The sequence below is a fragment of the Sphingomonas panaciterrae genome, assembly GCF_036890205.1.
In the GTDB taxonomy this organism is placed as follows: Bacteria; Pseudomonadota; Alphaproteobacteria; order Sphingomonadales; family Sphingomonadaceae; genus Sphingomonas; species Sphingomonas panaciterrae.
Genome location: NZ_JAKNQR010000001.1, coordinates 416613 through 437132 on the forward strand (window position 1 = coordinate 416613; position 20520 = coordinate 437132).

The window sequence follows — 20520 nt, forward strand, 5'->3', positions numbered from 1 at the left end:
GTGGTCCAGTCTCAGGCGGCGACGAGGGCACCGGGGCCGAGCGCCGCCTGCTCGATGAACAGCGCCTGATAGGCCGCGATCATCGCCGTCATGCCGAACGCCTCGACGCGCGCCGGCCCCGCGGCGCCCAGCCGCGCGGCGAGCGCCCGGTCCTCGATCAGGCGATCGATCCCGCCGTAGATCGCATCGGCATCCGGCGTGACGCACCAGCCCGCCACATCATGGCCGACCAGCTCGCGCGATCCGAACCGGCAATCGGTGACCAGTGTCGGTCGCCCCAGCGCCAGCGCCTCGCCGGCGGTCGTCGGAAAGCCTTCCCATCGCGACGGCAGCACCACCAGGTCGGCCCGCGCCATCCACGCCCAGGGATTGTCGTCGAACCCGACGAAGCTGACGCTCCCATCAATGCCAAGCGCTGCCGCCTGTTGCCGCAGTTGCGCCTCGCGCGATCCACGGCCGACAATCACCAGGTCATGCGTGGCCCGCGCGCGGCTGGCGGCATAGGCCGTCAGCAGCATGTCATGGCCCTTCTGATATTCCAGCCGGCCGACCGATAGGATGAACGGCCGCGCCTCCGATGTTCGCGCGATCGGCGCGTCCGACTCCCGGCGCGCGCGCGCGGCATCGATCGGGTTGCGGATCATCCGCATGCGTGCGGGGTCCAGCGCCAGATCGTCTATCAGGCCGTCCGCCATATGCTGCGAATTGGCGAGCAACACGTCGGCCGCGCGATAGGTCCGCGCCGTATACCAGGTAACCAGCCGCTGCGCTGCCGGTGAGCGAAGCTCGTCACCGATCACCGCCAGCGTATTGTTGCCTTCGCGCGCGATCCAGCGCGGCCGCGCCGCACCAAGCCCCGCCAGCGCCAGCTGCGTGATCAGCGTCGTCCCCTTCAGGAAGCTCATCACCACGTCGGGCCGCCATTCCTGGATCATGCGCCGAAACGCGATCGGCGCCTGCATCGCCCCCGCGATCAGCCGATCCGGGCGGTAGAAGCCGGCGTTCGGCCCCTCGAACACGAACCGCCGCTCCCCCTCCGGGGCCACCATCAACCGCGCTGGGTCGACATCCTTCACGAACGGCCCGGCAGCGCGAAGCAACCCGATGCGCACGTCGACCAAGGCGGGATCGCAGCGGTTGGCTAGGTGGACTGCGACGCGCTCGGCCCCGCCCCCATGAAGCGATGTCAGCAGCAGCAGAACGCGTGCCGGAGGGATCCGTCGCCTGTCATCCTCCTCGCCGCGCCCCATCGTGTTTCCTTGTCTTCCCCCTCACGCTACAACCAACCGGCCCGCGTGAGCCAAGCTCCGGAAAAAATGCCGGAACCGTCGCGCTTTGTTGGGGGGTGGTCCGGGGTTGGTCAAGCATCAGCTGCTCGTCGGCGCGGCCGAATTCTGGACCGCTGCGGCGGACGACATCGCGGCGGCGCGCGATCGCGTGCTGGTCCAGGCGATGACGTTCGAGGCGGACGCCGCCGGCACCAGCGTCTTCGATGCCCTGGCCGCCAGCACCGCCACGGATCGCCGCATCCTGGTCGACAGCTATTCGCGCATGGTGGTGAACGACCGTTTCGTGCTGTCGCCGCAACGCCTGTCCAATGCCGCCTTCCGTCACGAGGTGCGCGCGACACGCGAGATGTTCCGCGATGCCGGGCGCCACGGCATTGCCGTGCGGCGGACCAATCCGATCCGCCGCAACCCGCTGCGTTATGGCGTGCGCAACCACAAGAAGCTGCTGATCACCGACGACGTCGCCTATCTCGGCGGGCTGAACTTCAGCGACCACAATTTCGCCTGGCACGACATGATGGTGCGGATCGACGACGCAGAGGCAGCCGCCTTCCTCGCGCAGGATTTCGAAGCGACCTGGGCCGGAACGCCGCACCATGCGCGCCGCGACGCACCCGGCCTCACCCTCGTCGCGCTAGACGGGCGAACGAACGATCAGGGCTATGCCCCGCTCGCCGACGCGATCGGCGCAGCGCAGCGCGACATTGTCGTGATCAGCCCCTATCCCAGCTTTCCGTTTCTCGACTGGCTGGAGGCAACCGCCCGCCGCGGTGTCGCGGTCGAAATCCTCACCCCGCGCGACAGCAACAAGCCGATCGTGCGCGACGCACTGCTCGCCAGGCCGCCCGTGTCCAACCTCACCATCCGCCTGACGCCGGGCATGAGCCACCTGAAAGCAATGCTGATCGATGGCAAAACGCTGGTGACCGGATCGACCAACTTCGATTTCGCCAGTCATGTCGCGAATGAGGAATATCTCGCGCTCGTCGGCGATGCGACGCTGGTGGCTGATTTTTGCGCGCGCGTCCTCGATCCTGTGCGCGCCGCGAGCATCGACGCCGCGCCTTCGCGACCGTCCCGTCTGCGCGGCATGGCCGCCACCGCCGGCCTGCGCATTGCCGCCGCCGCGATCGCCCCACTGGCCCGCGCGCGCCGCACCGTCACCGACTGGCGCTGAACCGGCTCAGGCGACCAGCTGCGCCGGCCCGTCCTGCCGCGGCTGCGCGCGCCAATTGTCGGCAAAGCTCGCCTGATGAACGCAGCTCACCGTGCAGAACGGCGCGCATGCCTTCACCGTCGCATATTCCCGCGCGACGTCGTCCCGCGAATAGATCTCCAGCGGGATCGCCGGGGCACCGCGCCGCTGCGAGCAATAATGCACCAGCCCGTCCTCGCAGATGTACAGATACCGCCCGCCCGCGCGGCAGCGCCAGCGGTTCGGCCGCCCGTCCATCAAATTGCGCTGGAACGTCCAGTAATTGAACCGGTGCGGGATCCCGCCCTCGTGCATCAGCCGCGCGTACACCGCGCGCTGCGTCGGCGACAGCGGCGCCAGCGATCCGCTGTCATCATGCATGACGCCGACGGTATGGGAAAAGCCGTGCCCGCGCGCGACCTCCGCCACCTCGATCGCATCCTGCGTGCGCTCCTCGCTGATCCCCAGCACCGAATTGATGTTCACCGCGAACTCGGCATGGTCCGCCAAAAGCTGCAGCTTCCCGCGCAGCGACTTCAGCGTCTTCTTCGACACCTCGTCCGGCTCCACCCCATCGATCGAGATCTGCAGCGCATTGAGACCCGCAGCGTTCATCGCCTCGATCCGCTCACGCGTCATCAGGAAGCCGTTGGTGATGGTGGTGACAATCATGCCGCGCGACCGGGCATGCGCAATGACCGCCTCGTGCGCCGGATTGGTCAGCGGTTCGCCCCCCGTCAGCGTCAGCACGCGTGTGCCCAGCTCGGCGAGCCGGTCCACCCGCGCCAGCAGCACCTCCGCCGCGATCGGCTTCGATACCTTGTCGAATTCGTTGCAATAGGTGCAGTCGAGATTGCAGTATCGCGTGACGACGAGATGCGCGAGCAAGGGACGGTGCGGCTCCAGCAGCGCGGTCGCCACATAGCGCGCCATGTCGCTAAACTGCGCCCTAGCCATGCACGGGCCTGCCGCTGCCATCGCAATGCTGGTCGCTCATCACTCCCCCTATCGCCTCCGGCGCTCTCCGTCGGTTATCGTGTTCGCGCCTGTGCACCGTAATAGAATCGTGACTGTGCCCGGCATGTGCAAGAGAGGAAAGGCCACCTCCCCGAAACGATTGATTTACTCGGGCGGATAGGGAGCGTGCGGTCTCCACAACAAGATCAGCCACAATCGCGGCAGGTGGCGAATTGCGCCGTCCCATCAAAGATACTGATCCGGATCAAAGGCGAGGCAGCCTTTTGCAGTGCAGATCCATGCTAAGCTGCCTCGGGCGTTTGCGCAGAGGATCGTCGCAGCTAGGCCAAGCGCTGTCCGCAGGAGCGCCAGCGCATTCACTCGTGACACGAGCATATCTGCGCAAAAGCTCCGAGAACCGCGGCAACAACTGAAAGCCGCGGAGCGCATGAGGTCGACCAAAACGCGATTCACGGCGCGGCTTTGCTCCCGACGTTTTCGCAGCATCCGTTTCAACGAAGGGCGCGCCGGCGATCCCGAACGTTATCCCTTCCCATTCATCGCTTTCTTCATGCCAGACCAATTGACGTGCCTCACCGCATCTGCGGATCACCCTTTCGCAGCCGGCTAGGCAGCATGTGGCTCCCGCACCTCGGCGCGACATTGCCTCGGACCCGATCCGCACGAACACGGGAACAAAGCTGACGGCTGTGTGTTCTAAGCCGCGCTCCACCCCGCCCATCTTGTCCGTCCGTAATCCGGGGTGGGGCAATCACCTTATGCGCGAGATCTTCCGGGTGCCCGACGCACGATCCGGCAACGCATTTTTACCGTTATTCCCGGTGAGGTAACGCTGGGTTGACCAACCGCTTTTCCGCCACGTGCGACAGCGTTGGCCTGCTCCTGAGTGCAGGCCAGGTCCCGCTATCCTCACGCGTCGCGATACCATCCGTCGTGACGCCACCGGACCAAAGCCTCCCACTTGCATGCAAGCACATCGAAGCGCGCCGACTGGAGTCTGACGTCGATCAGCCAAGATCCAAATTCACAAACGATCCGTCACCCTGTGCAGCGCATGGACCGAAGGAAGCGAGGAAGGCTTTGGCGCAGTAGTCCCATTGTGCAGTGCTCGGATCCTCGCACCGTGGGAGAATCCGTCACCATCTCGATATCCGGGACAGAGCACAACAAAACTGCGCGCGGCGCATTTCCCAGGCTGTCTGTGAAAAATCGAGCGGTGAGAGTCCGCGCCGATCACCACATAGGAATACTGCGGCTTTGCAGGTGGTGGGCGCTGACGGGTTCGAACCGCCGACCTACTCGGTGTAAACGAGCCGCTCTACCAGCTGAGCTAAGCGCCCCCTTGCGGGAGGATGCTCCTTTAGCGTCCCGCGCCGATCGCACAAGGCTCCTTGAGACGCCAACGCCACCTCCGCGCGCCGCCCGGGAGCTCCGTCAGATGATGGGCAGTCCCAAGGTGCGCGCCATGGCGACATAGCGGCGCATCGCGTCCAGCCCGCTTTCGGTCAGCGACATGAAGGCACGGCGTCGATCGAACGGGTCCGGGCGGCGTTCGAACAATCCCGCCTCGGTCAGGCGGGAGATCCAGCGCAACGCCGTCGTCGGCGCCACCGCCGCCGCGATGCACAGGCTGGACACCGAAACATGCGCGCGCTCCAGATGCGCGGCATACAGGTCCAGCATCATGTCCCAGGCGGGATCCTCGAACAGCCCGGGCCCGACATAGCGATCGCGCAGCCGGCGCGAGCGAACGATCTGGCGGATATCGGCCGCGGTGATCGAATCGGTCCGCTGCTCGGCTGCATAGTCAATGCTGGGTTCAGCCACGATCGCCGTGCGCATCGGCTCGTCATGCTTGGACAGTTTCGCCAGCACGTCGGCGATCCGCGCTACTTCCGCGTTCAGCTTCGCCAGCCGCGCCGCCTCGCCCTCGTTGATCCGATCATGCAGGACCAGCCGGTCTGCGCCCTGAGCGCCGGCCATGGCGGCGATCCAGTCCGCCGGCTGCGGATCGCACAGGATCTGGTGACGCGACAGGACGAGGCCAGCGGCCACCACATCGATCTGCGCCGGGGTGATGGCGGCGACCATCGCCAGGTCGCGCCCGGCCGCCATGCCGTCCAGCCGGGACAGGCCGGCACTGATCGCCTCATCCTCGACCTGCCGCAGATCGAGCAAGATCAGCGGCCGCGTCGCCAGTGTCGCGAGGCGTGCGGGCGCATCGCTGAGCGTCCCGCTACCGACCACCCGGCCGCCACACATCTCCAGCGCGGCCGCCGCGTCCTCGCCCCCGCCCTCATCCTCACCCCAGCCCTTATCCCCGCCGGGGTGCCGATCGCCACCGATGATCAGGGCGTCAAAGCCCGGCTCCCCCCCGGCGTGATAATCACGATGGATCAAATGCATCTTCTGACTCCGAACGGCGATTTCCGACATTCCTGTAATGTTTTACGCCATTCGACAATCCATCATCCGAAATGGATGACAATTGATGGTCGGTTTTGCATCCAATCTGGACCGGATCAGGTTAGTCCAGCGCCTTGACGATCTCCTCGACCATCTTCTTGGCGTCGGCCAGCAGCATCATCGTGTTGTCGCGATAGAATACTTCATTGTCGACGCCGGCATAGCCGACCCCGCCCATCGATCGCTTCACGAACAATACCGTCTTGGCCTTTTCCACATCCAGCACCGGCATGCCGTAGATTGGTGAGGTCTTGTCGGTCTTTGCCGCGGGATTGGTCACGTCATTCGCGCCAATGACGAACGCTACGTCGGTCTGCGCGAACTCGGAATTGATATCCTCCAGCTCGAACACCTCGTCATACGGCACGTTGGCCTCGGCGAGCAGGACGTTCATATGCCCGGGCATGCGGCCGGCAACTGGGTGGATTGCGTATTTCACGCGCACGCCCTGCTCCTTCAGCTTGTCGGCCATCTCGCGCAGTACGTGCTGCGCCTGGGCGACCGCCATGCCGTAGCCGGGGACGATGATGACCTGTTCGGCCTGGCTCATCAGGAACGCCGCGTCCTCGGCCGAGCCGCGCTTCCACGGCCGGTCGATCTGCGCCCCGCCGCCGCCGCCCGACGACGCTTCCGCGCCGAAACCGCCGGCGATCACGCTGATGAAGCTGCGGTTCATCGCGCGGCACATGATGTAGCTCAGGATCGCGCCCGAGCTGCCGACCAGCGCGCCGGTGATGATCATCGCGGTGTTGTGCAGCGTGAAGCCCATCGCCGCTGCGGCCCAGCCCGAATAGCTGTTCAGCATCGACACCACGACCGGCATGTCGGCGCCGCCGATCGGGATGATCAGGAGGAAACCGATCGCGAACGACAGGGCGACGACGATCCAGAAATCGAACGGCGACTGCGTCAGCCAGAAGGAGAAGGAGAACCACAGGATCATCAACGCCACGCCCAGATTGATCGCGTGGCGGGCCGGCAGCATGATCGGCGCGCCGCCCATGTTGCCGTTCAGCTTCAGGAAGGCGATGACCGAGCCCGAGAAGGTAATCGCGCCGATCGCGACGCCCAGGATCATCTCGATCCGGCTGACGCCATGGATCGCGGCAAAGGGCGCACCGATCAGCGGCGTGACGACGTCGGCGATGCCGAAGGCGACCGGGTTGAGGAAGGCGGCGATCGCCACCAGCACCGCGGCAAGGCCGACGAGGCTGTGGAACGCCGCGACCAGCTGCGGCATCGCCGTCATCGCGATCCGCCGCGCGGTCACCACGCCGATCACCGCACCCAGGCCAATCGCCAGCAGGATCTCGATCACCGACAGCGTGTCGACCCGCCGCAGGATCGTCGCATAATCATAGCCGGCGACTTCGCCCATCGCGAGCACCGGCATGGTCGGCACGTGCGTCACCAGCGTCGTCACGACGGCGATGGCCATGCCGATCATGCCATAGCGATTACCGCGACGGCTGCTTTCCGGGCTCGACAGGCCGCGCAGCGCCATGATGAAGCACACGCCCGATATCAGGTAGGCAAGCGCCACCCAGGGATTGTCCGCGACGTGATCCACTATCCTCTACCCCCTGTTCGTCGTCCCGGCGTTCGTCGTTCCTGCCGAAGCCGGAACCGCCCTGCCCGAGCGCGACGTTGTTGGACGTGGCCCCGTCTCGTTGGATCGGAGCCGCTTGTTGTCGTCAGTGCTTGGCGGCCGCCGGCCGCTCCTTCTTCTTGTACATCGCCAGCATCCGCTGGGTGACGGCAAAGCCGCCGAAGATGTTGACGCTGGCCAGCACCACGCCCAGCAGCCCCAGCCACTTGGCGGTGGGCGATCCGCTCGCCGCGGCGGCGATCAGCGCGCCGACGATGATGACGGAGGAAATCGCGTTGGTCACCGCCATCAGCGGCGTGTGCAGCGCCGGCGTGACCGACCAGACCACGAAATAGCCGACGAAGCACGCCAGCACGAAGATCGACAGGATCGCTATGAAAGACATGATCTACTCCTGATCCTTCCGCGCGCAGAAGGGCTGACCCCCGGCGGCGTGCCGGTGGTGGAGATGCGCCGCGACCGGCGCCGACAGTTCCGAAACATTGCCACGGCGCCCCGCGCCGCGGCCCCCTCCCCGATGTGGGGAGGAAGGATCACGACAGCAGCCTCTGACTGACGATCTGGCCGTCGCGGGTCAGCCGCACGGCGTCCCCGATCTCCTCGTCCAGCACCGGCCGGCCGAGGTCCTTGTCCCAGAAGGCGGACAGGAAGTTGAACAGGTTGCGCGAAAACAGCGCGGAGGCATCCGCCGCCAGCCGCGAGGGCACGTTGCGATGCCCGACGATCTTGACGCCATGCCGCTCGACGATTTCGCCCGCGACGGCGCCCTCGACATTGCCGCCCTGCTCCACCGCCAGATCGACGATGACGCTGCCCGGCCGCATGGTCGCGATCTGCGCGTCGCTGATCAGGCGCGGCGCGGGCCGGCCCGGGATCAGCGCGGTGGTGATCACGATATCCTGCTTGGCGATATGGCTGGAAACCAGCTCGGCCTGCGCCTTCTGATATTCCTCGCTCATCTCGGTCGCGTACCCGCCCGAGCCTTCGCCCTCGATCCCCTTCACATTCTCCACGAAGATCGGCTTGGCGCCGAGCGAGAGGATCTGCTCCTTGGTCGCGGAGCGCACGTCGGTGGCGGAGACCTGTGCCCCCAGCCGCCGCGCCGTGGCAATCGCCTGGAGCCCGGCAACGCCGACACCCATCACGAATACCTTGGCGGCCGATACCGTGCCCGCCGCGGTCATCATCATGGGAAAGGCGCGGTCATATTCCGCCGCGGCATCCAGCACCGCCTTGTAGCCCGAGAGATTCGACTGCGACGACAGGATGTCCATCGACTGCGCGCGAGTGATTCGCGGCATGAACTCCATCGCCAGCGCCTCGAGCCCGGCGGCGGCATAGGCGTCCACCCGTGCCCGTCCGCCCTGCTCGCCCGTGCCGAACGGGTTCAGCCCCGCAACCAGCCAGGCGCCCCGCTTGGCATTGGCGATCGAGGCCGGATCGGGGCCTTGGACGCCCAGGATGATGTCCGCCCCGTCGACCACCCCTGCCCGGTCGGCGACCGTGGCGCCCGCATCGCGGTACGCCTGGTCGGCGATCGAGGCGCTGGCGCCTGCGCCAGCCTCCACGGCCAGATCAGCGCCTAGCTGAATGAACTTCTTCACCGTTTCCGGTGTCGCCGCCACTCGCCGTTCGCCGTCCGCCCCCTCCTTGAGGACAGCGATCTTCATGGCTCAGGCGATCAGCCAGACGACGAACGCAACCAGCGCCACGCAGACGATCGTTCCCCACTTCAACATGCCCATGACTCTGCCATAGGTTGCTTCATGCGCCTTCATGTCGCCATGGTGATTTGCGCTGTGCTGGGCCATTGTAATCCTCTTTCCACTGCTTTGAAGTTCGTCTTAGTCCGGTCGGCGCCTTCGCCTCAAGCCTGCTTAAGCGAGCTTTTACTTGCATGCCATAAAGTGGGGCACTGGATGAAACGGGACGAATCATGACGCGAAACGGCCAGCGCATGCTGATGCTGATCGATGACGAGCCCGCGCAGCGCCGGCTGGTGGCGGCGCTCGCCTCGCGCGGTGGATGGCGCACCTTGTTCGCCAGCGATGCCGAAACGGCGATCGCCATGCTCGGCACGCAGGAGGGGATGCAGCTCGACGCCATCCTGTTCGATCACTGGGGGGAGGATGCCGATGCCTCCGCGTTGATCGCGGAACTGCGCGCCCGCCGGCCCGCGCTGCCGGTGCTGGTGGTGACCGCCAATGGCTCGGTCGCGCATGCGGTGAACGCGATGCGCGCCGGGGCGACCGACTTCCTCGTAAAGCCGCTCGCGCCCGAACGGCTGCTCCAGGCGCTCGACGCCGCGGTGGCGGATACGGCGGCAGGAGAGCTTCGCCCGTTGACCGAAAAGATCCCGGCGATGCTTGGCTTCGACGAGATCGTCGGCTCCGCCCCGCAATTCCGCGCCGCGCTCGCGGTGGCGGCCAAGGCGGCCCGCGCCCGTGTCGCCGTCCTAATCGAGGGCGAAAGCGGCGTCGGCAAGGAAGTGGTGGCAGAAGCGGTGCACGCCGCCAGCCCGCGCGCGAAGAAGCCCATGCTTTCGGTGAATTGCAGCGCTTTGCCCGCCAATCAGCTCGACAGTGAATTGTTCGGCCACGAAACCGGCGCCTTCGCCGGCGCCTTTGATCGCAAGATCGGAAAGTTCGTGGAGGCCGATGGCGGTACCCTGTTCATCGACGATATCGGCGAAATGCCGCTGGAAACGCAGGCACGCCTCCTCGACACGATCCAGACCGGACTGGTTCACCCGCTCGGCGGCCGCCACCCGCGCGAGGTGGACGTGCGCGTCATCGTCGCCACCAGCAAGCGGCTGGTGGATGAGGTGGAGGCCGGCAATTTCCGCGAGGACCTGTACTTCCGCCTCAACATCGTGCCGGTCACCATCCCGCCGCTGCGCGAACGCGCGCAGGATATTCCCGCGCTCGCCCGCCACCTGCTCGCCCGCATCGCACTTCAGCCCGGACTGCGTCAGCTGGGCATCACCGACGACGCGCTCGCGCTCCTGATGGACTATGACTGGCCCGGAAACGTGCGCCAGCTTCAGAACGCGCTGTTCCGCGCCGCAGTGCTGTGTGAGGGCGATGCGCTGACCCGCACCGATTTCCCGCAGATCGCGACGCTTAACACCCGCCGCGTCCGCACGCCCCAGCCGCAGCAGATGGCGACCTCAGGCGGCGTGGAGCTGTTCCGCCCGGACGGCAATCTGCGCATGCTGGAGGAGATCGAGGCAGACGTCATCCGCCTCGCCATCGGCCATTATCGCGGCCGAATGACGGAGGTTGCACGCCGGCTCGGCATCGGTCGCTCGACGCTCTACCGCAAGCTGGGCGAGCTGGGCATCGACAACGCCGCCTGATTGGCGTCGACCGCCCCTATTCGGCCATCCCCGCCGCCTCCTTGCGCAGCCGTGCCGCCAGTGCGCGCTCCGACGCCTCGGCCAGCGCGCGGCAGGCGCCCGGCTCGGTCAGATAGCGCCCTGTCGCCCCGCCCTGATCGGCATGGGCGGTGATCAGGATGTCGCACGGCATCGCCTTCATCGTGGCATAGGTCTGCGCAAAGGCATCACGAATCCCCGCACTCGTCGGCGCACTGTAACGATACCCCTCGGCCGACACCGGGTTGAGGCTCGAGGCAAACACGATCGTCCGGCATGTCGCGCCCTCGCACGCAGGCCAGCTCCAGCTCATGCTCCCGGTCGTATGCCCCGCGGTGCGATGCCCCGTCACCGTCACCTTGCCCAGCGTCAGCCGCTCGCCGTCCGCCAGCGTGCGCACCTTGGCCACCGGCGGAAAGCTGTGGTCATAGGCGAGTTGCGGATCGTCCTTGCCCAGCCGCCCCGTGCGCAGCCCCTCGGCGGCGCGATCGCTCGCCACCACCGTCGCACCGGTATCGCGCACCAGCGCGGCAAGCCCGCCGGCATGGTCGAAATGCGGCTCGGTGCTCAGGATGTATTTGATGTCGCGGGGCTTGAACCCGAGCTTGCGAACATTGTCCAGGATCCGCGGCGCCGCCTGCGGCAACGCGCCATCGACCAGGATCAGCCCCGCGCCCGTATCGATCAATGCGACGCTCAGCCCGCCGAACCCGACCAGATAGGTGGTACCGAAGATCTTCTCCGGCGCGCGCGGTGCCAGCCACGTCGATTCGCGCTCAACGGCCAGCGGCCGGGTCAGCGGATCGCTCGCTTGCTGCCCGGCACCTGTACCCGGTCCGGTCGCCACGACGGGCCCAGCGGCGCTACCGCCAATCAGCAGCGCGGCAACAACAATGCCGGTTCGGCACACCATGTGATGATCTCCCTTTCCCGACCTTGTCGCCGCACGCCGGCGCCGCGACAAGAGGAGACGGGAGGGATGCGATCAGCGCTGCGCCACCCGCGGTCAGTGGCACGGAAAGCTCCGCCGAGGGCTTAGTCGGCGGTGCCTTCTCCTTCTACGACCGGCAGACGCCTGTCAGCTTACGTCATCCCGACTTGCCTTTGGCGTCAACGCCTTGCCGGTCGATCGAGCCAGGCCCGCCGCTATCCTTCCTCGATCGCCCGCACCCAGTCGGGCAGCTCCGCCAGGCTCGCCAGCTCGCGAAATCGCGCCGCGTCGGTTGGCGGCGGCGCCACCTCATGCGCCCAGGCGCCCGCCTGCGGCACATATGCCGCCCATGCCCCGGCGGCGAGCGCCGGCAGGACGTCCGAGCGCATCGAATCGCCCGCCATCAGGGCATGGGCGGGCGGCACGCCGTAGCGTTCGAACAGCCGCGCAAAGGTTTCCTCCTTCTTGTCGCTGACGATCTCGACGCCGTGGAACATCTCGCCCAGTCCCGATGCGGCCAGCTTCATTTCCTGATGCAAAAGGTCGCCCTTGGTGACGAGGACGAGCCGCGCACGCTCCGCGAGGGCAGCCAGCGTGTCCTCGATGTCATCCAACAGCTCGACCGGATGCGCCAGCAGCGCGCGTCCCGCCTCCAGCACGTCGCCGATCGCCCGCGCGTCCGCGCCGAATTCCAGCGCCGTCTCGATCATCGACAGGGTGAAGCTCTTGGCGCCATAGCCGTACAGCGGCAGATTGCGCACCTCGACCGCCGCCAGCCGGTCGCGTGCGATCCCCGCCTCGGCAAAGGGTGCCAGCATCGCCACAAAGGCGTCCTCCGCCGCGGCGAAGAAGCGCATGTTGTGCCACAGGGTATCGTCGGCATCGAGGCATATGAGGTCGATCGGCATGGCGGCCCCTTTAACAGCGGCGCCGGCCGCGTCGCCAGCCGGGTTCATCTTTGGAACCGTCGCGTAACGAATTGTGTGAGCCGTCGCCGGGAACAATTGACGCCCCTCGTGCGATGATTTATTGACATGCCTGTCAGTAAGGAGCCGAACACATGGCCGCTAAGCTACCTCCCTTCCCCGGCAGCACCGGCCGGCGTGACTGGAACACAGCCTTCGACGCAATCAAGAAGCTGCTCAACAATGGCGACGACACGGTGCAGGTGTTCCGCATCATGCGCGCATTGAACGTCGGCAGTACCGAATGGGGCTATGCCAAGCTGCTCGGCACCGAAGAGGGTGGCCGCATCGCCCGGGAACAGACCGAACTGTCGGAGCGCTTTTCCGATCGTGCCTGGGTCGACAGCTTCGCGCCCGGCACTGTCGGCGCCGCCTATCGCGATTTCCTCGACAGCACCGGCTATTCGGCCGACGGCCTCGTCGCGGTCAGCCGCGAAGGCAATGACAATGTCGAGATCAACCATCCCTATGCCTGGTTTGGTCGCCGCACCCGCGACATCCATGACATCTGGCACGTGCTGACCGGCTACAAGGCCGACGAAAGCCTGGGTGAGGCGGCACTGGTCGCGTTCAGCTACGCCCAGGTCGGCGGTGCGGGCTGGGCCTTCATCGGCTCGGCCGCCGCGCTCAAGAGCCTGCGCATTACAAAGGGCACGCTGTTCGCCCGCGCCGTGCTCGAGGGATATCAGCGTGGCAAGGCCGCGAAATGGCTAGCCGGCGAGGATTATCTGAAGCTGATGCACGAGCCGCTCGGCGCCGCGCGCAAGCGCCTCGGCCTGACCGAGCCAGTGCTCTACCGCCGCGCGCAGGCGGAACTGGGTGAGGAAATGGCATCCTATCTCAGCCAGCGCCGCGAAGAGGCGCAGCAGAAGGACATGCCGCTCGCCGCCTGACCGGCAGCATCGACGCAGGGCCGCCGGCAGCGGCGGTCCGCGACTGCAGCAAGCGCGACGCCTTTAAAGGCAGCGCCTTTGACCGCAGCGTCATCAAGAAAGAAAAAAGCGCCAGCGCCCGGCTGTTCTCAGCCGGGCGCTGATCGCTGTTGGTGGGTCAGCCCTCGGCGGTCCGCTGGGCGGCGGTGGCCGCCTCGCGCTCCATCCGCTGGGTGCTCACCCGTTCGGCGCGGTCGGCCATGACGCCCCACGCCCGCGCTGCCCGCTCACATCGCTCGCGCACATTGTCGAGCGTTGCGGCGTTCGCATTGGCCGTTTCGGCGGCCGCGCGAGCGCGATAGGTGACGGCATCATCGGCCATGGTATCGCTCCTGAAAAAAACGGGCCGGCGATCGGCCGACCCGCATGTCCTTACTCCGCGGCTTCAAGCGCCACGGCGCTCGAACGGCCACGACGATCGGTCTCCATCTCATAGCTGACGCGCTGGTTCTGCTGCAGCGTGGCGAAGCCCGCGCGCTCGACGGCGGAGATGTGCACGAACGCGTCCGCGCCGCCATTGTCCGGCGCGATGAAGCCGAAGCCCTTGTCCATGTTGAAAAACTTTACGGTGCCGATCTGGGCCATGTGCTTATTCCTTCATTTTTGGCTGGCCGATCCAAAGAGCGGATCGTCCGGTGCCGCGGCAGCAGGGAAAGAAGGAAGAAGGTGCCGCAAAGCGCCAAAGACCGTTCGATTTGCGACTGTAGCCCCGCCGATATAGACAATATTCCTGAAAATAGCCAGCCCCGGCCCAGGCCGATATATTTTGGCGCCAACGTTGCGGAAATTACCCCGTTCCCCATGTAGATTTCATCGGTGGCAGTTCTGATCTGTAGGCGTCATCGACTGAGAGACCGACGTGCTTTCGCTTACCCCTTCTGAAGGCACGATGATGGACCTCAACGAACTGTATTTCCGCCATCAGCTATCGATCGTGCGCGCCACGTCCGCGCCGACATTCGAGGCGCGCCATGCGCATCGCGGCCTCGCCGCCGGCTATGCTCGCCGCATCGCCGCTCTCCAGTCGGGCGACGCCATCGTTGCACTGGCGAGTGCGACGCTCCTGCGCCGCGATCGCCCGCGCCTCCGCCACTAGGCGCGCGCCGCCGCGCACAACACGGCGCTTTCGCCTTTTCCCAAGCCACAGTAGAGCGGCGGCGATGATCCGCCGGCTCGTGCTGACCGACGTGCGCAGCCATTCCGGGCTGGCGCTGTCCCCCGGGGCGGGGTTCGTGCTGCTCACCGGCCCCAATGGCGCGGGCAAGACCAATGTGCTGGAGGCGGTGTCGCTGCTCGCGCCCGGTCGCGGCTTACGCCGCGCCAGCCTCGGCGATATCGCGCGCCGCGACGGGCCGGGCGGCTTCGGCATCGCCGCCACGCTGGACGATACGACGGAGATCGCGACCGGCACGCTGGCGAGCGCGCCCGAGCGCCGCGTCATCCGCATCAACGGCGCCGCCGCCCCTGGCAATGCGCTGGCGGAATGGCTGTCGGTGCTGTGGCTCACCCCCGCGATGGACCGGTTGTTCGTCGAACCGGCGAGCGAGCGCCGCCGCTTCCTCGATCGGCTGACGCTCGCGCTGGTGCCCGGTCACGCCACCGAATCGACCCGCTACGACGCCGCGATGCGCGCCCGCAACAAGCTGCTGGCGGAGCCATTTCCCGACCGCGAGTGGCTCTCAGCGCTGGAGGCGCAAATGGCGCAGCATGGCGCGGCGATCGACGCCGCCCGGCGGGAGGCGGTAAGCGCGGTTTCCGCCCAACTTGCCGGCACCTCGGATACCGACTTCCCCCGCGCCACATTGGCCCTGGAGGGGTGGAGCGGCGACGCCGACGCGCTGCTTGCCGCGCTTGCCGCCGGCCGCGCGCGCGATGCCGCCGCCGGTCGCACCCTCGTCGGGCCGCACCGTGCCGATCTCCACGTCACCCACCGTGACAAGCAGATCGCCGCCGCCCAGGCCTCCACGGGCGAGCAGAAGGCATTGCTCCTGTCGATCGTCCTCGCTCATGCCGCGCTCGTGGGTGAGCGCCGCGGCCAGCCCCCGATCCTGCTGCTCGATGAGGTCGCCGCACATCTCGACCCCGCCCGCCGCGCCGCGCTGTTCGACCGGCTCAGCAACCATGCGCAGGTCTGGATGACCGGTACCGAGCCTGCGCTGTTCGCCGCGATCGGCGAGGATGCGACCCGCATCGCGCTCGGTTAGGCGCGCGACCCCACGCCCGACCCCGCCATAATCGCTGGACGCGCCCGCCCCGCGCGCTACCATCACCGTCATGGAGAGGAACACGCACCGCCCGGCCCGCGCCGGCGAGTGGCGTCTCGGCTGGCCTGTGGTCGTCGCGGCGATGATCGGCATCGGCACCGGGCCGGGGCTGTTCCAAAATCTGTCCAGCCTGTTCATCGCCGGCCCGGTGGGCGAATTCGGCTGGACGCGCGGCGACATCGCCACTGCCGCCGGCCTCGGGCTGCTCGGCGGCCTCACCGTCCCCTTCCTCGGCCGCCTCGCCGACCGCATCGGGGTGAAGGCGATCATCATCCTCGCCATGCTGCTGCTCGGCCTCGTCTATGCTGGCATGGCATCGCTCACCGGGCCGCTGTGGCAATATCAGGTGCTGGTGTTCGGCCTCGCGCTCACCGTCCCGGGCACCAGCGCGATCGTCTATGGCAAGCTGATCGCCCAGCGGTTCGAGGCGCGGCGCGGCATTGCGCTCGGCGTCGCCACCTCGGGCATCTCGATCTCCTCGCTGGCGCTCGCGCCGGTGCTGGGCATCATCATCGCCGCTTATGGCTGGCGCGCCGGCTTCGTCGCACTCGGCCTCATCGTCGCGCTGCTCGCGCTTCCCGCCGTCCTCTACCTCCTGCGGCACGAACGGACCGCCCCGACCCGCCCCGATCCCGATGATCCCGCCGCAGCGCTGCCGGTGGAGGGGATGACCGGCGCGGAGACCCGGCGCGACACCCGCTACTGGCGGCTCGGCGCCACCGCGGCGCTGATCAACATCGCCAGCGTCGGCCTCGTCACCTCGCTCGTCCCGCTCGGTACCGATCGTGGCCTGACGCCCGCCGCCGCCGCCTTGCTCGTCACTGCCTTTGCCGCCAGCCAGGTCGTCGGCCGGCTCGTCATGGGCGCGCTGGTCGACCGCTACCGGCCGCAAGCGACCGCCGCCGCCTTCGCCACCGTGTCGGCGCTCGCCTTTGTCGGACTGCAACTTCCCGCGCCTGGCCTGCCGCTGATGCTGACGCTGGTGTTCCTCGCCGGGCTGATGAACGGCGCGGAGCATGATCTGCTGCCCTATCTCGCCACCCGCCTGTTCGGCCTGCGCGCCTTTGGGGAGCTTTACGGCCTGCTGGTGATGATCGGCCTGTTCGGCACCGCCACCGGCATCACCGCCTTCGGGCGGCTGTACGATGCCACCGGCAGCTATGGCGCCGCGCTTGCGATGGCGGCGATCGCGCTGGCGCTGGCGGCGGTTTTGTTCCTCACCCTGCGCGAACGGCCGCTCCCGCACGTCCAGGCGCACGCGCAACCGGCCTGAACGCGCGCCATTTCGCTTTCGTTGCAGCGCCGCCATGCCTATATGATTGGCATGGCAGATCAGCAGAATTCGAACGACTACGGCGCCTCCTCGATCAAGGTGCTGAAGGGCCTGGACGCGGTGCGCAAGCGGCCGGGCATGTACATCGGCGATACCGACGACGGATCGGGCCTCCACCACATGGTGTTCGAGGTTTCGGACAATGCGATCGACGAGGCGCTGGCCGGCCATTGCGACCGGATCGACATCACGCTGAACCCGGACGGCTCGGTCAGCGTCACCGACAACGGCCGCGGCATCCCCACCGGCATCCACCCGGAGGAAGGCGTCTCGGCGGCCGAGGTCATCATGACCCAGCTTCACGCCGGCGGTAAGTTCGAAAACACCTCGAACGACAATGCCTACAAGGTCTCCGGCGGCCTCCACGGCGTCGGCGTCTCGGTCGTCAACGCGCTGTCCGAATATCTCGATCTCACCATCTGGCGCGATGGGGAGGAGCATTACATGCGCTTCACCCATGGCGACGCCGTCGCTCCGCTGAAGGTCGTCGGCAAGGCGCCTGAGGGGAAGAAGGGCACCCGCGTCACCTTCCTCCCCTCGCCCGCCACCTTCAAGATCACCGAGTTCGACTTCGAGAAGCTGGAGCACCGCTATCGCGAGCTCGCCTTCCTCAACTCGGGCGTCCGCCTGTTCCTCACCGACGCACGTCACGAGGAGCCCAAGACGGTCGAGCTCTATTACGAGGGCGGCATCGCCGCGTTCGTGAAGTGGCTGGATCGCACCAAGGCCGCGCTGTTCCCGGAGCCGATCGCCATTTCCGGCCAGCGTGACGATATCGGTATCGACGTCGCGCTACAGTGGAATGATTCCTACTACGAAAACGTCCTGTGCTTCACCAACAACATCCCGCAGCGTGACGGCGGCACCCACCTCGCCGCCTTCCGCTCGGCACTGACGCGCACGCTCAATGCCTATGCCGACAAGTCGGGGATGCTGAAGAAGGAGAAGATCTCGCTCACCGGCGACGACATGCGTGAGGGGCTGACCGCAATCGTCTCGGTCAAGCTGCCGGACCCGAAATTCTCCTCGCAGACCAAGGACAAGCTGGTCAGCTCCGAGGTCCGCCAGCCGCTCGAAAGCCTGCTCGCCGACAAGATGGCCGACTGGCTGGAGGAAAATCCCCAGAACGCGCGCCAGATCATTCAGAAGGTGATCGACGCCGCCGCCGCGCGCGAAGCGGCACGCAAGGCGCGCGACGCCAGCCGCAAGACGGTGATGGGCTCGATGGGCGGCCTTCCGGGCAAGCTGCACGACTGCCGCGAGAAGGATCCGGCCAAGTCCGAACTGTTCATCGTGGAGGGCGATTCGGCCGGCGGCTCGGCCAAGTCGGGCCGGAACAGCGAGTTCCAGGCGATCCTGCCGATCCGCGGCAAGATCCTGAACGTCGAGCGCGTGCGCGAGGATCGCATGCTCTCGTCGAAGGAGATCATCTCGCTGATCCAGGCGATGGGCACCGGCATTGGCCGCGACGAGTTCAACCTCGAGAAGCTGCGCTACCACAAGATCGTCATCATGACCGACGCAGACGTTGACGGCGCGCACATCCGCACGCTGCTGCTGACGTTCTTCTACCGCCAGATGCCCGACCTGATCAGCGCCGGGCACCTCTATATCGCCCAGCCGCCGCTCTATAAGGCGACGCGCGGCAAGGCCGTGGAATATCTGAAGGATGAGGCCGCGCTCGACGATTACCTCGTCCGCAACGGCACGCAGGCGACGACGCTCGATGGCGTCGGCACCGGCGCGCCGCTGTTCAACCTCGTCGATCACGCGCGCCGCATGCGCACGCTGATGCGCTACGTGCCGCGCCGCTACGATCCGGTGATCATCGAGACGCTGGCGCTCGGCGGCGCGCTCGATCCGCAGATCGCGCCGGAGGAACGCGCCACCCGCCTCGCGCAGGTGACCCGCCGCCTCGATCAGGGCGATCCCGAGGCACGCTGGACGGCGCAGATGACGCCGGAGGGCGGCTTCCACTTCCAGCGCTTCTGGCGCGGGGTGACCGATCACCACATCGTCGAGGCAGCGTTCGTCTCCTCGGCGGAGGCACGCAAGCTCCACGGCCTCGCCGCCGAACATGCGGACCTCTACGACAGCGCGCGCAAGCTCATCTCGCTCAAGGCCGGTGACCGCACTGAGGAGCCGGCGCCGGACGCGACGCTCGACGGCGCGATCGTCGATGAGGGGGAGGCGGATGAGGCGCTGGTGATCGGCAAGGGCGAAACGCTCGTCGCTCGCCCGTCTCAGCTGCTGGAGGCGATCCTCGCCGCCGGCCGCAAGGGTCTCGCGATTCAGCGCTACAAGGGCCTTGGCGAAATGAACGCCGAGCAGCTGTGGGAAACGACGCTCGATCCCAACAACCGCTCGATGCTGAAGGTCGCGATCGACCAGGCCGACGTCGCGGACGAGATCTTCACCCGCCTGATGGGTGACGTGGTCGAGCCGCGCCGCGAGTTCATCCAGGAAAACGCGCTCAGCGTCGCCAACCTCGACGTCTGATCGCACATCGCGAACCAAGGGGGCGCCGGCGCGGCCGGTGCCCCTTCCCCGCGCACGCCGCGTCGCTCACCCTGCGTGCCGCCGCACCCAGCCGGCAAAGCGGTCCATCCAGCCTTGCAGGAACGCACGACTGCCAGCGGCGATCGTGCCGTCCGCATCCAGCATCGCGTCGCTCCACTGGATGAACGCCTCCGGCTGCCCCAGCGTCGGCATATCGAGATAGGCCAGGATGTTGCGCAGGTGCTGCTGCGCCAGCGCCGTGCCGATCTTGCCCTGCGACACCCCGATGATGCCGGCCGGCCGCCCCGCCCACACGCTCTCCCCCGGCGGGCGCGATCCATGGTCGAGCGCGTTCTTCAGAACCCCGGGGATCGATCGATTACATTCGGGCGTGACGAACAGCACGCCGTCGGCCTCCGCAATCGGGCGCTTCAGCCGCCGTACCGGCTCGGCCGGGTCTGCCTCCTCGTCCTGGTTGTAGAGTGGCAGGTCGCCGATCGGCACGTCGTGAAAGGAAAGGTCGGCCGGTGCCAGGCGAAGCAGCGCGTCATGCAGTCGCCGGTTGAGCGAATCGCGCCGCAGGCTGCCGACGATCGAGGGGATGCGCAAAGCCATGACATACTCCTGTTGGCCGCCACCCCGGCATGAAAGGCGCGGCCACGGCTACGGTTCCCCGATCCAGC

The 20520-nt window shown here is 67.0% G+C and carries 19 protein-coding genes and 1 tRNA gene; 7 read left to right on the plus strand and 13 right to left on the minus strand.

The genetic code is table 11. The features are described 5' to 3' along the window. Positions 1 to 11: 11 nt before the first annotated feature. The gene (locus tag L8F96_RS02020; RefSeq protein ID WP_334654816.1) at positions 12 to 1250 is read right to left on the minus strand and encodes a glycosyltransferase; all 1239 of its coding nucleotides are present in this window, start codon (positions 1248 to 1250) and stop codon (positions 12 to 14) included. Between the two features lie 106 nt (positions 1251 to 1356). On the opposite strand from L8F96_RS02020, the gene L8F96_RS02025 reads away from it, so the two are divergent. Then, on the plus strand, positions 1357 to 2466 hold the full coding sequence (locus L8F96_RS02025) for a phospholipase D-like domain-containing protein (RefSeq protein ID WP_334654819.1): 1110 nt from the start codon (positions 1357 to 1359) through the stop codon (positions 2464 to 2466). A gap of 6 nt (positions 2467 to 2472) precedes the next feature. On the opposite strand, the gene L8F96_RS02030 is transcribed toward L8F96_RS02025, so the two are convergent. The 7 genes from L8F96_RS02030 to L8F96_RS02060 form a co-directional block, all read right to left on the minus strand. Beyond that, positions 2473 to 3441 carry a radical SAM protein gene (locus L8F96_RS02030; RefSeq protein ID WP_206430491.1) on the minus strand — a complete coding sequence of 323 codons (969 nt, stop codon included), beginning with the start codon at positions 3439 to 3441 and terminating at the stop codon, positions 2473 to 2475. A gap of 1285 nt (positions 3442 to 4726) precedes the next feature. Further along, positions 4727 to 4802: transfer RNA gene (locus L8F96_RS02035), tRNA-Val, on the minus strand. A gap of 94 nt (positions 4803 to 4896) precedes the next feature. Further along, positions 4897 to 5868 (minus strand): winged helix DNA-binding protein, encoded by a 972-nt coding sequence (locus L8F96_RS02040; RefSeq protein WP_334654822.1) that lies wholly within the window; start codon positions 5866 to 5868, stop codon positions 4897 to 4899. Between the two features lie 121 nt (positions 5869 to 5989). Continuing rightward, complete coding sequence (locus L8F96_RS02045; protein WP_417158940.1) at positions 5990 to 7432, minus strand: NAD(P)(+) transhydrogenase (Re/Si-specific) subunit beta; 1443 nt, start codon at positions 7430 to 7432, stop codon at positions 5990 to 5992. Positions 7433 to 7622: 190 nt separating this feature from the next. After that, a complete protein-coding gene (locus L8F96_RS02050; protein ID WP_046408906.1) occupies positions 7623 to 7922 on the minus strand; it encodes an NAD(P) transhydrogenase subunit alpha part 2 in 300 nt (99 codons plus the stop codon). A gap of 148 nt (positions 7923 to 8070) precedes the next feature. Then, entirely contained in the window at positions 8071 to 9207 is a 1137-nt protein-coding gene (locus tag L8F96_RS02055; RefSeq protein WP_046408905.1) for an NAD(P) transhydrogenase subunit alpha, read from the minus strand. Positions 9208 to 9210: 3 nt separating this feature from the next. Next, complete coding sequence (locus L8F96_RS02060) at positions 9211 to 9348, minus strand: aa3-type cytochrome c oxidase subunit IV (protein ID WP_082102894.1); 138 nt, start codon at positions 9346 to 9348, stop codon at positions 9211 to 9213. Between the two features lie 125 nt (positions 9349 to 9473). On the opposite strand from L8F96_RS02060, the gene L8F96_RS02065 reads away from it, so the two are divergent. Beyond that, the gene (locus L8F96_RS02065; protein ID WP_046408904.1) at positions 9474 to 10895 is read left to right on the plus strand and encodes a sigma-54-dependent transcriptional regulator; all 1422 of its coding nucleotides are present in this window, start codon (positions 9474 to 9476) and stop codon (positions 10893 to 10895) included. 16 nt (positions 10896 to 10911) lie between these two features. Here the strand turns inward: L8F96_RS02065 and bla are convergent, their stop codons facing one another. Together bla and L8F96_RS02075 are read right to left on the minus strand one after the other, a co-directional pair. Further along, complete coding sequence (gene bla, locus L8F96_RS02070; RefSeq protein ID WP_334654827.1) at positions 10912 to 11826, minus strand: subclass B3 metallo-beta-lactamase; 915 nt, start codon at positions 11824 to 11826, stop codon at positions 10912 to 10914. 233 nt (positions 11827 to 12059) lie between these two features. Then, the gene (locus L8F96_RS02075) at positions 12060 to 12752 is read right to left on the minus strand and encodes an HAD family hydrolase (RefSeq protein WP_334654828.1); all 693 of its coding nucleotides are present in this window, start codon (positions 12750 to 12752) and stop codon (positions 12060 to 12062) included. 152 nt (positions 12753 to 12904) lie between these two features. On the opposite strand from L8F96_RS02075, the gene L8F96_RS02080 reads away from it, so the two are divergent. Beyond that, positions 12905 to 13702, plus strand: coding sequence for a Coq4 family protein (locus tag L8F96_RS02080; protein ID WP_334654830.1), 798 nt, complete (start codon positions 12905 to 12907; stop codon positions 13700 to 13702). Positions 13703 to 13859: 157 nt separating this feature from the next. Here L8F96_RS02080 and L8F96_RS02085 read toward each other — a convergent pair whose 3' ends face one another. Continuing rightward, positions 13860 to 14063, minus strand: coding sequence for a hypothetical protein (locus L8F96_RS02085; protein WP_046408901.1), 204 nt, complete (start codon positions 14061 to 14063; stop codon positions 13860 to 13862). 50 nt (positions 14064 to 14113) lie between these two features. Further along, entirely contained in the window at positions 14114 to 14326 is a 213-nt protein-coding gene (locus L8F96_RS02090; RefSeq protein ID WP_046408900.1) for a cold-shock protein, read from the minus strand. A 274-nt stretch (positions 14327 to 14600) separates the two neighbouring features. Between L8F96_RS02090 and L8F96_RS02095 the strand changes: the two genes are divergently transcribed. The 4 genes from L8F96_RS02095 (at position 14601) to gyrB (ending at position 19837) form a co-directional block, all read left to right on the plus strand. Then, positions 14601 to 14837: a hypothetical protein gene (locus L8F96_RS02095; RefSeq protein WP_156167211.1), complete on the plus strand. Its 237-nt coding sequence runs from the start codon at positions 14601 to 14603 to the stop codon at positions 14835 to 14837. A 64-nt stretch (positions 14838 to 14901) separates the two neighbouring features. Further along, the gene (gene recF / locus L8F96_RS02100; protein ID WP_334654835.1) at positions 14902 to 15945 is read left to right on the plus strand and encodes a DNA replication/repair protein RecF; all 1044 of its coding nucleotides are present in this window, start codon (positions 14902 to 14904) and stop codon (positions 15943 to 15945) included. A gap of 70 nt (positions 15946 to 16015) precedes the next feature. Beyond that, positions 16016 to 17278, plus strand: coding sequence for an MFS transporter (locus L8F96_RS02105; RefSeq protein ID WP_334654838.1), 1263 nt, complete (start codon positions 16016 to 16018; stop codon positions 17276 to 17278). 51 nt (positions 17279 to 17329) lie between these two features. Next, on the plus strand, positions 17330 to 19837 hold the full coding sequence (gyrB, locus tag L8F96_RS02110; protein ID WP_334654839.1) for a DNA topoisomerase (ATP-hydrolyzing) subunit B: 2508 nt from the start codon (positions 17330 to 17332) through the stop codon (positions 19835 to 19837). 66 nt (positions 19838 to 19903) lie between these two features. Here gyrB and L8F96_RS02115 read toward each other — a convergent pair whose 3' ends face one another. Next, positions 19904 to 20452 carry an NADPH-dependent FMN reductase gene (locus L8F96_RS02115; protein ID WP_334654841.1) on the minus strand — a complete coding sequence of 183 codons (549 nt, stop codon included), beginning with the start codon at positions 20450 to 20452 and terminating at the stop codon, positions 19904 to 19906. Positions 20453 to 20520 lie beyond the last annotated feature (68 nt).

Bases quoted from the DNA above. Each gene is read 5' to 3' on its own strand.
- L8F96_RS02055 (WP_046408905.1), bottom strand. From the start codon at position 9,207: ATGAAGATCGCTGTCCTCAAGGAGGGGGCGGACGGCGAACGGCGAGTG.
- L8F96_RS02075 (WP_334654828.1), bottom strand. From the start codon at position 12,752: ATGCCGATCGACCTCATATGCCTCGATGCCGACGATACCCTGTGGCAC.
- L8F96_RS02065 (WP_046408904.1), top strand. From the start codon at position 9,474: ATGACGCGAAACGGCCAGCGCATGCTGATGCTGATCGATGACGAGCCC.
- L8F96_RS02020 (WP_334654816.1), bottom strand. From the start codon at position 1,250: ATGGGGCGCGGCGAGGAGGATGACAGGCGACGGATCCCTCCGGCACGC.
- L8F96_RS02050 (WP_046408906.1), bottom strand. From the start codon at position 7,922: ATGTCTTTCATAGCGATCCTGTCGATCTTCGTGCTGGCGTGCTTCGTC.
- L8F96_RS02105 (WP_334654838.1), top strand. From the start codon at position 16,016: ATGGAGAGGAACACGCACCGCCCGGCCCGCGCCGGCGAGTGGCGTCTC.
- L8F96_RS02040 (WP_334654822.1), bottom strand. From the start codon at position 5,868: ATGCATTTGATCCATCGTGATTATCACGCCGGGGGGGAGCCGGGCTTT.
- bla (WP_334654827.1), bottom strand. From the start codon at position 11,826: ATGGTGTGCCGAACCGGCATTGTTGTTGCCGCGCTGCTGATTGGCGGT.
- L8F96_RS02060 (WP_082102894.1), bottom strand. From the start codon at position 9,348: ATGGCCCAGCACAGCGCAAATCACCATGGCGACATGAAGGCGCATGAA.
- L8F96_RS02080 (WP_334654830.1), top strand. From the start codon at position 12,905: ATGGCCGCTAAGCTACCTCCCTTCCCCGGCAGCACCGGCCGGCGTGAC.
- recF (WP_334654835.1), top strand. From the start codon at position 14,902: ATGATCCGCCGGCTCGTGCTGACCGACGTGCGCAGCCATTCCGGGCTG.
- gyrB (WP_334654839.1), top strand. From the start codon at position 17,330: ATGGCAGATCAGCAGAATTCGAACGACTACGGCGCCTCCTCGATCAAG.
- L8F96_RS02115 (WP_334654841.1), bottom strand. From the start codon at position 20,452: ATGGCTTTGCGCATCCCCTCGATCGTCGGCAGCCTGCGGCGCGATTCG.
- L8F96_RS02045 (WP_417158940.1), bottom strand. From the start codon at position 7,432: ATGGCGCTGCGCGGCCTGTCGAGCCCGGAAAGCAGCCGTCGCGGTAAT.
- L8F96_RS02030 (WP_206430491.1), bottom strand. From the start codon at position 3,441: ATGGCTAGGGCGCAGTTTAGCGACATGGCGCGCTATGTGGCGACCGCG.
- L8F96_RS02085 (WP_046408901.1), bottom strand. From the start codon at position 14,063: ATGGCCGATGATGCCGTCACCTATCGCGCTCGCGCGGCCGCCGAAACG.
- L8F96_RS02090 (WP_046408900.1), bottom strand. From the start codon at position 14,326: ATGGCCCAGATCGGCACCGTAAAGTTTTTCAACATGGACAAGGGCTTC.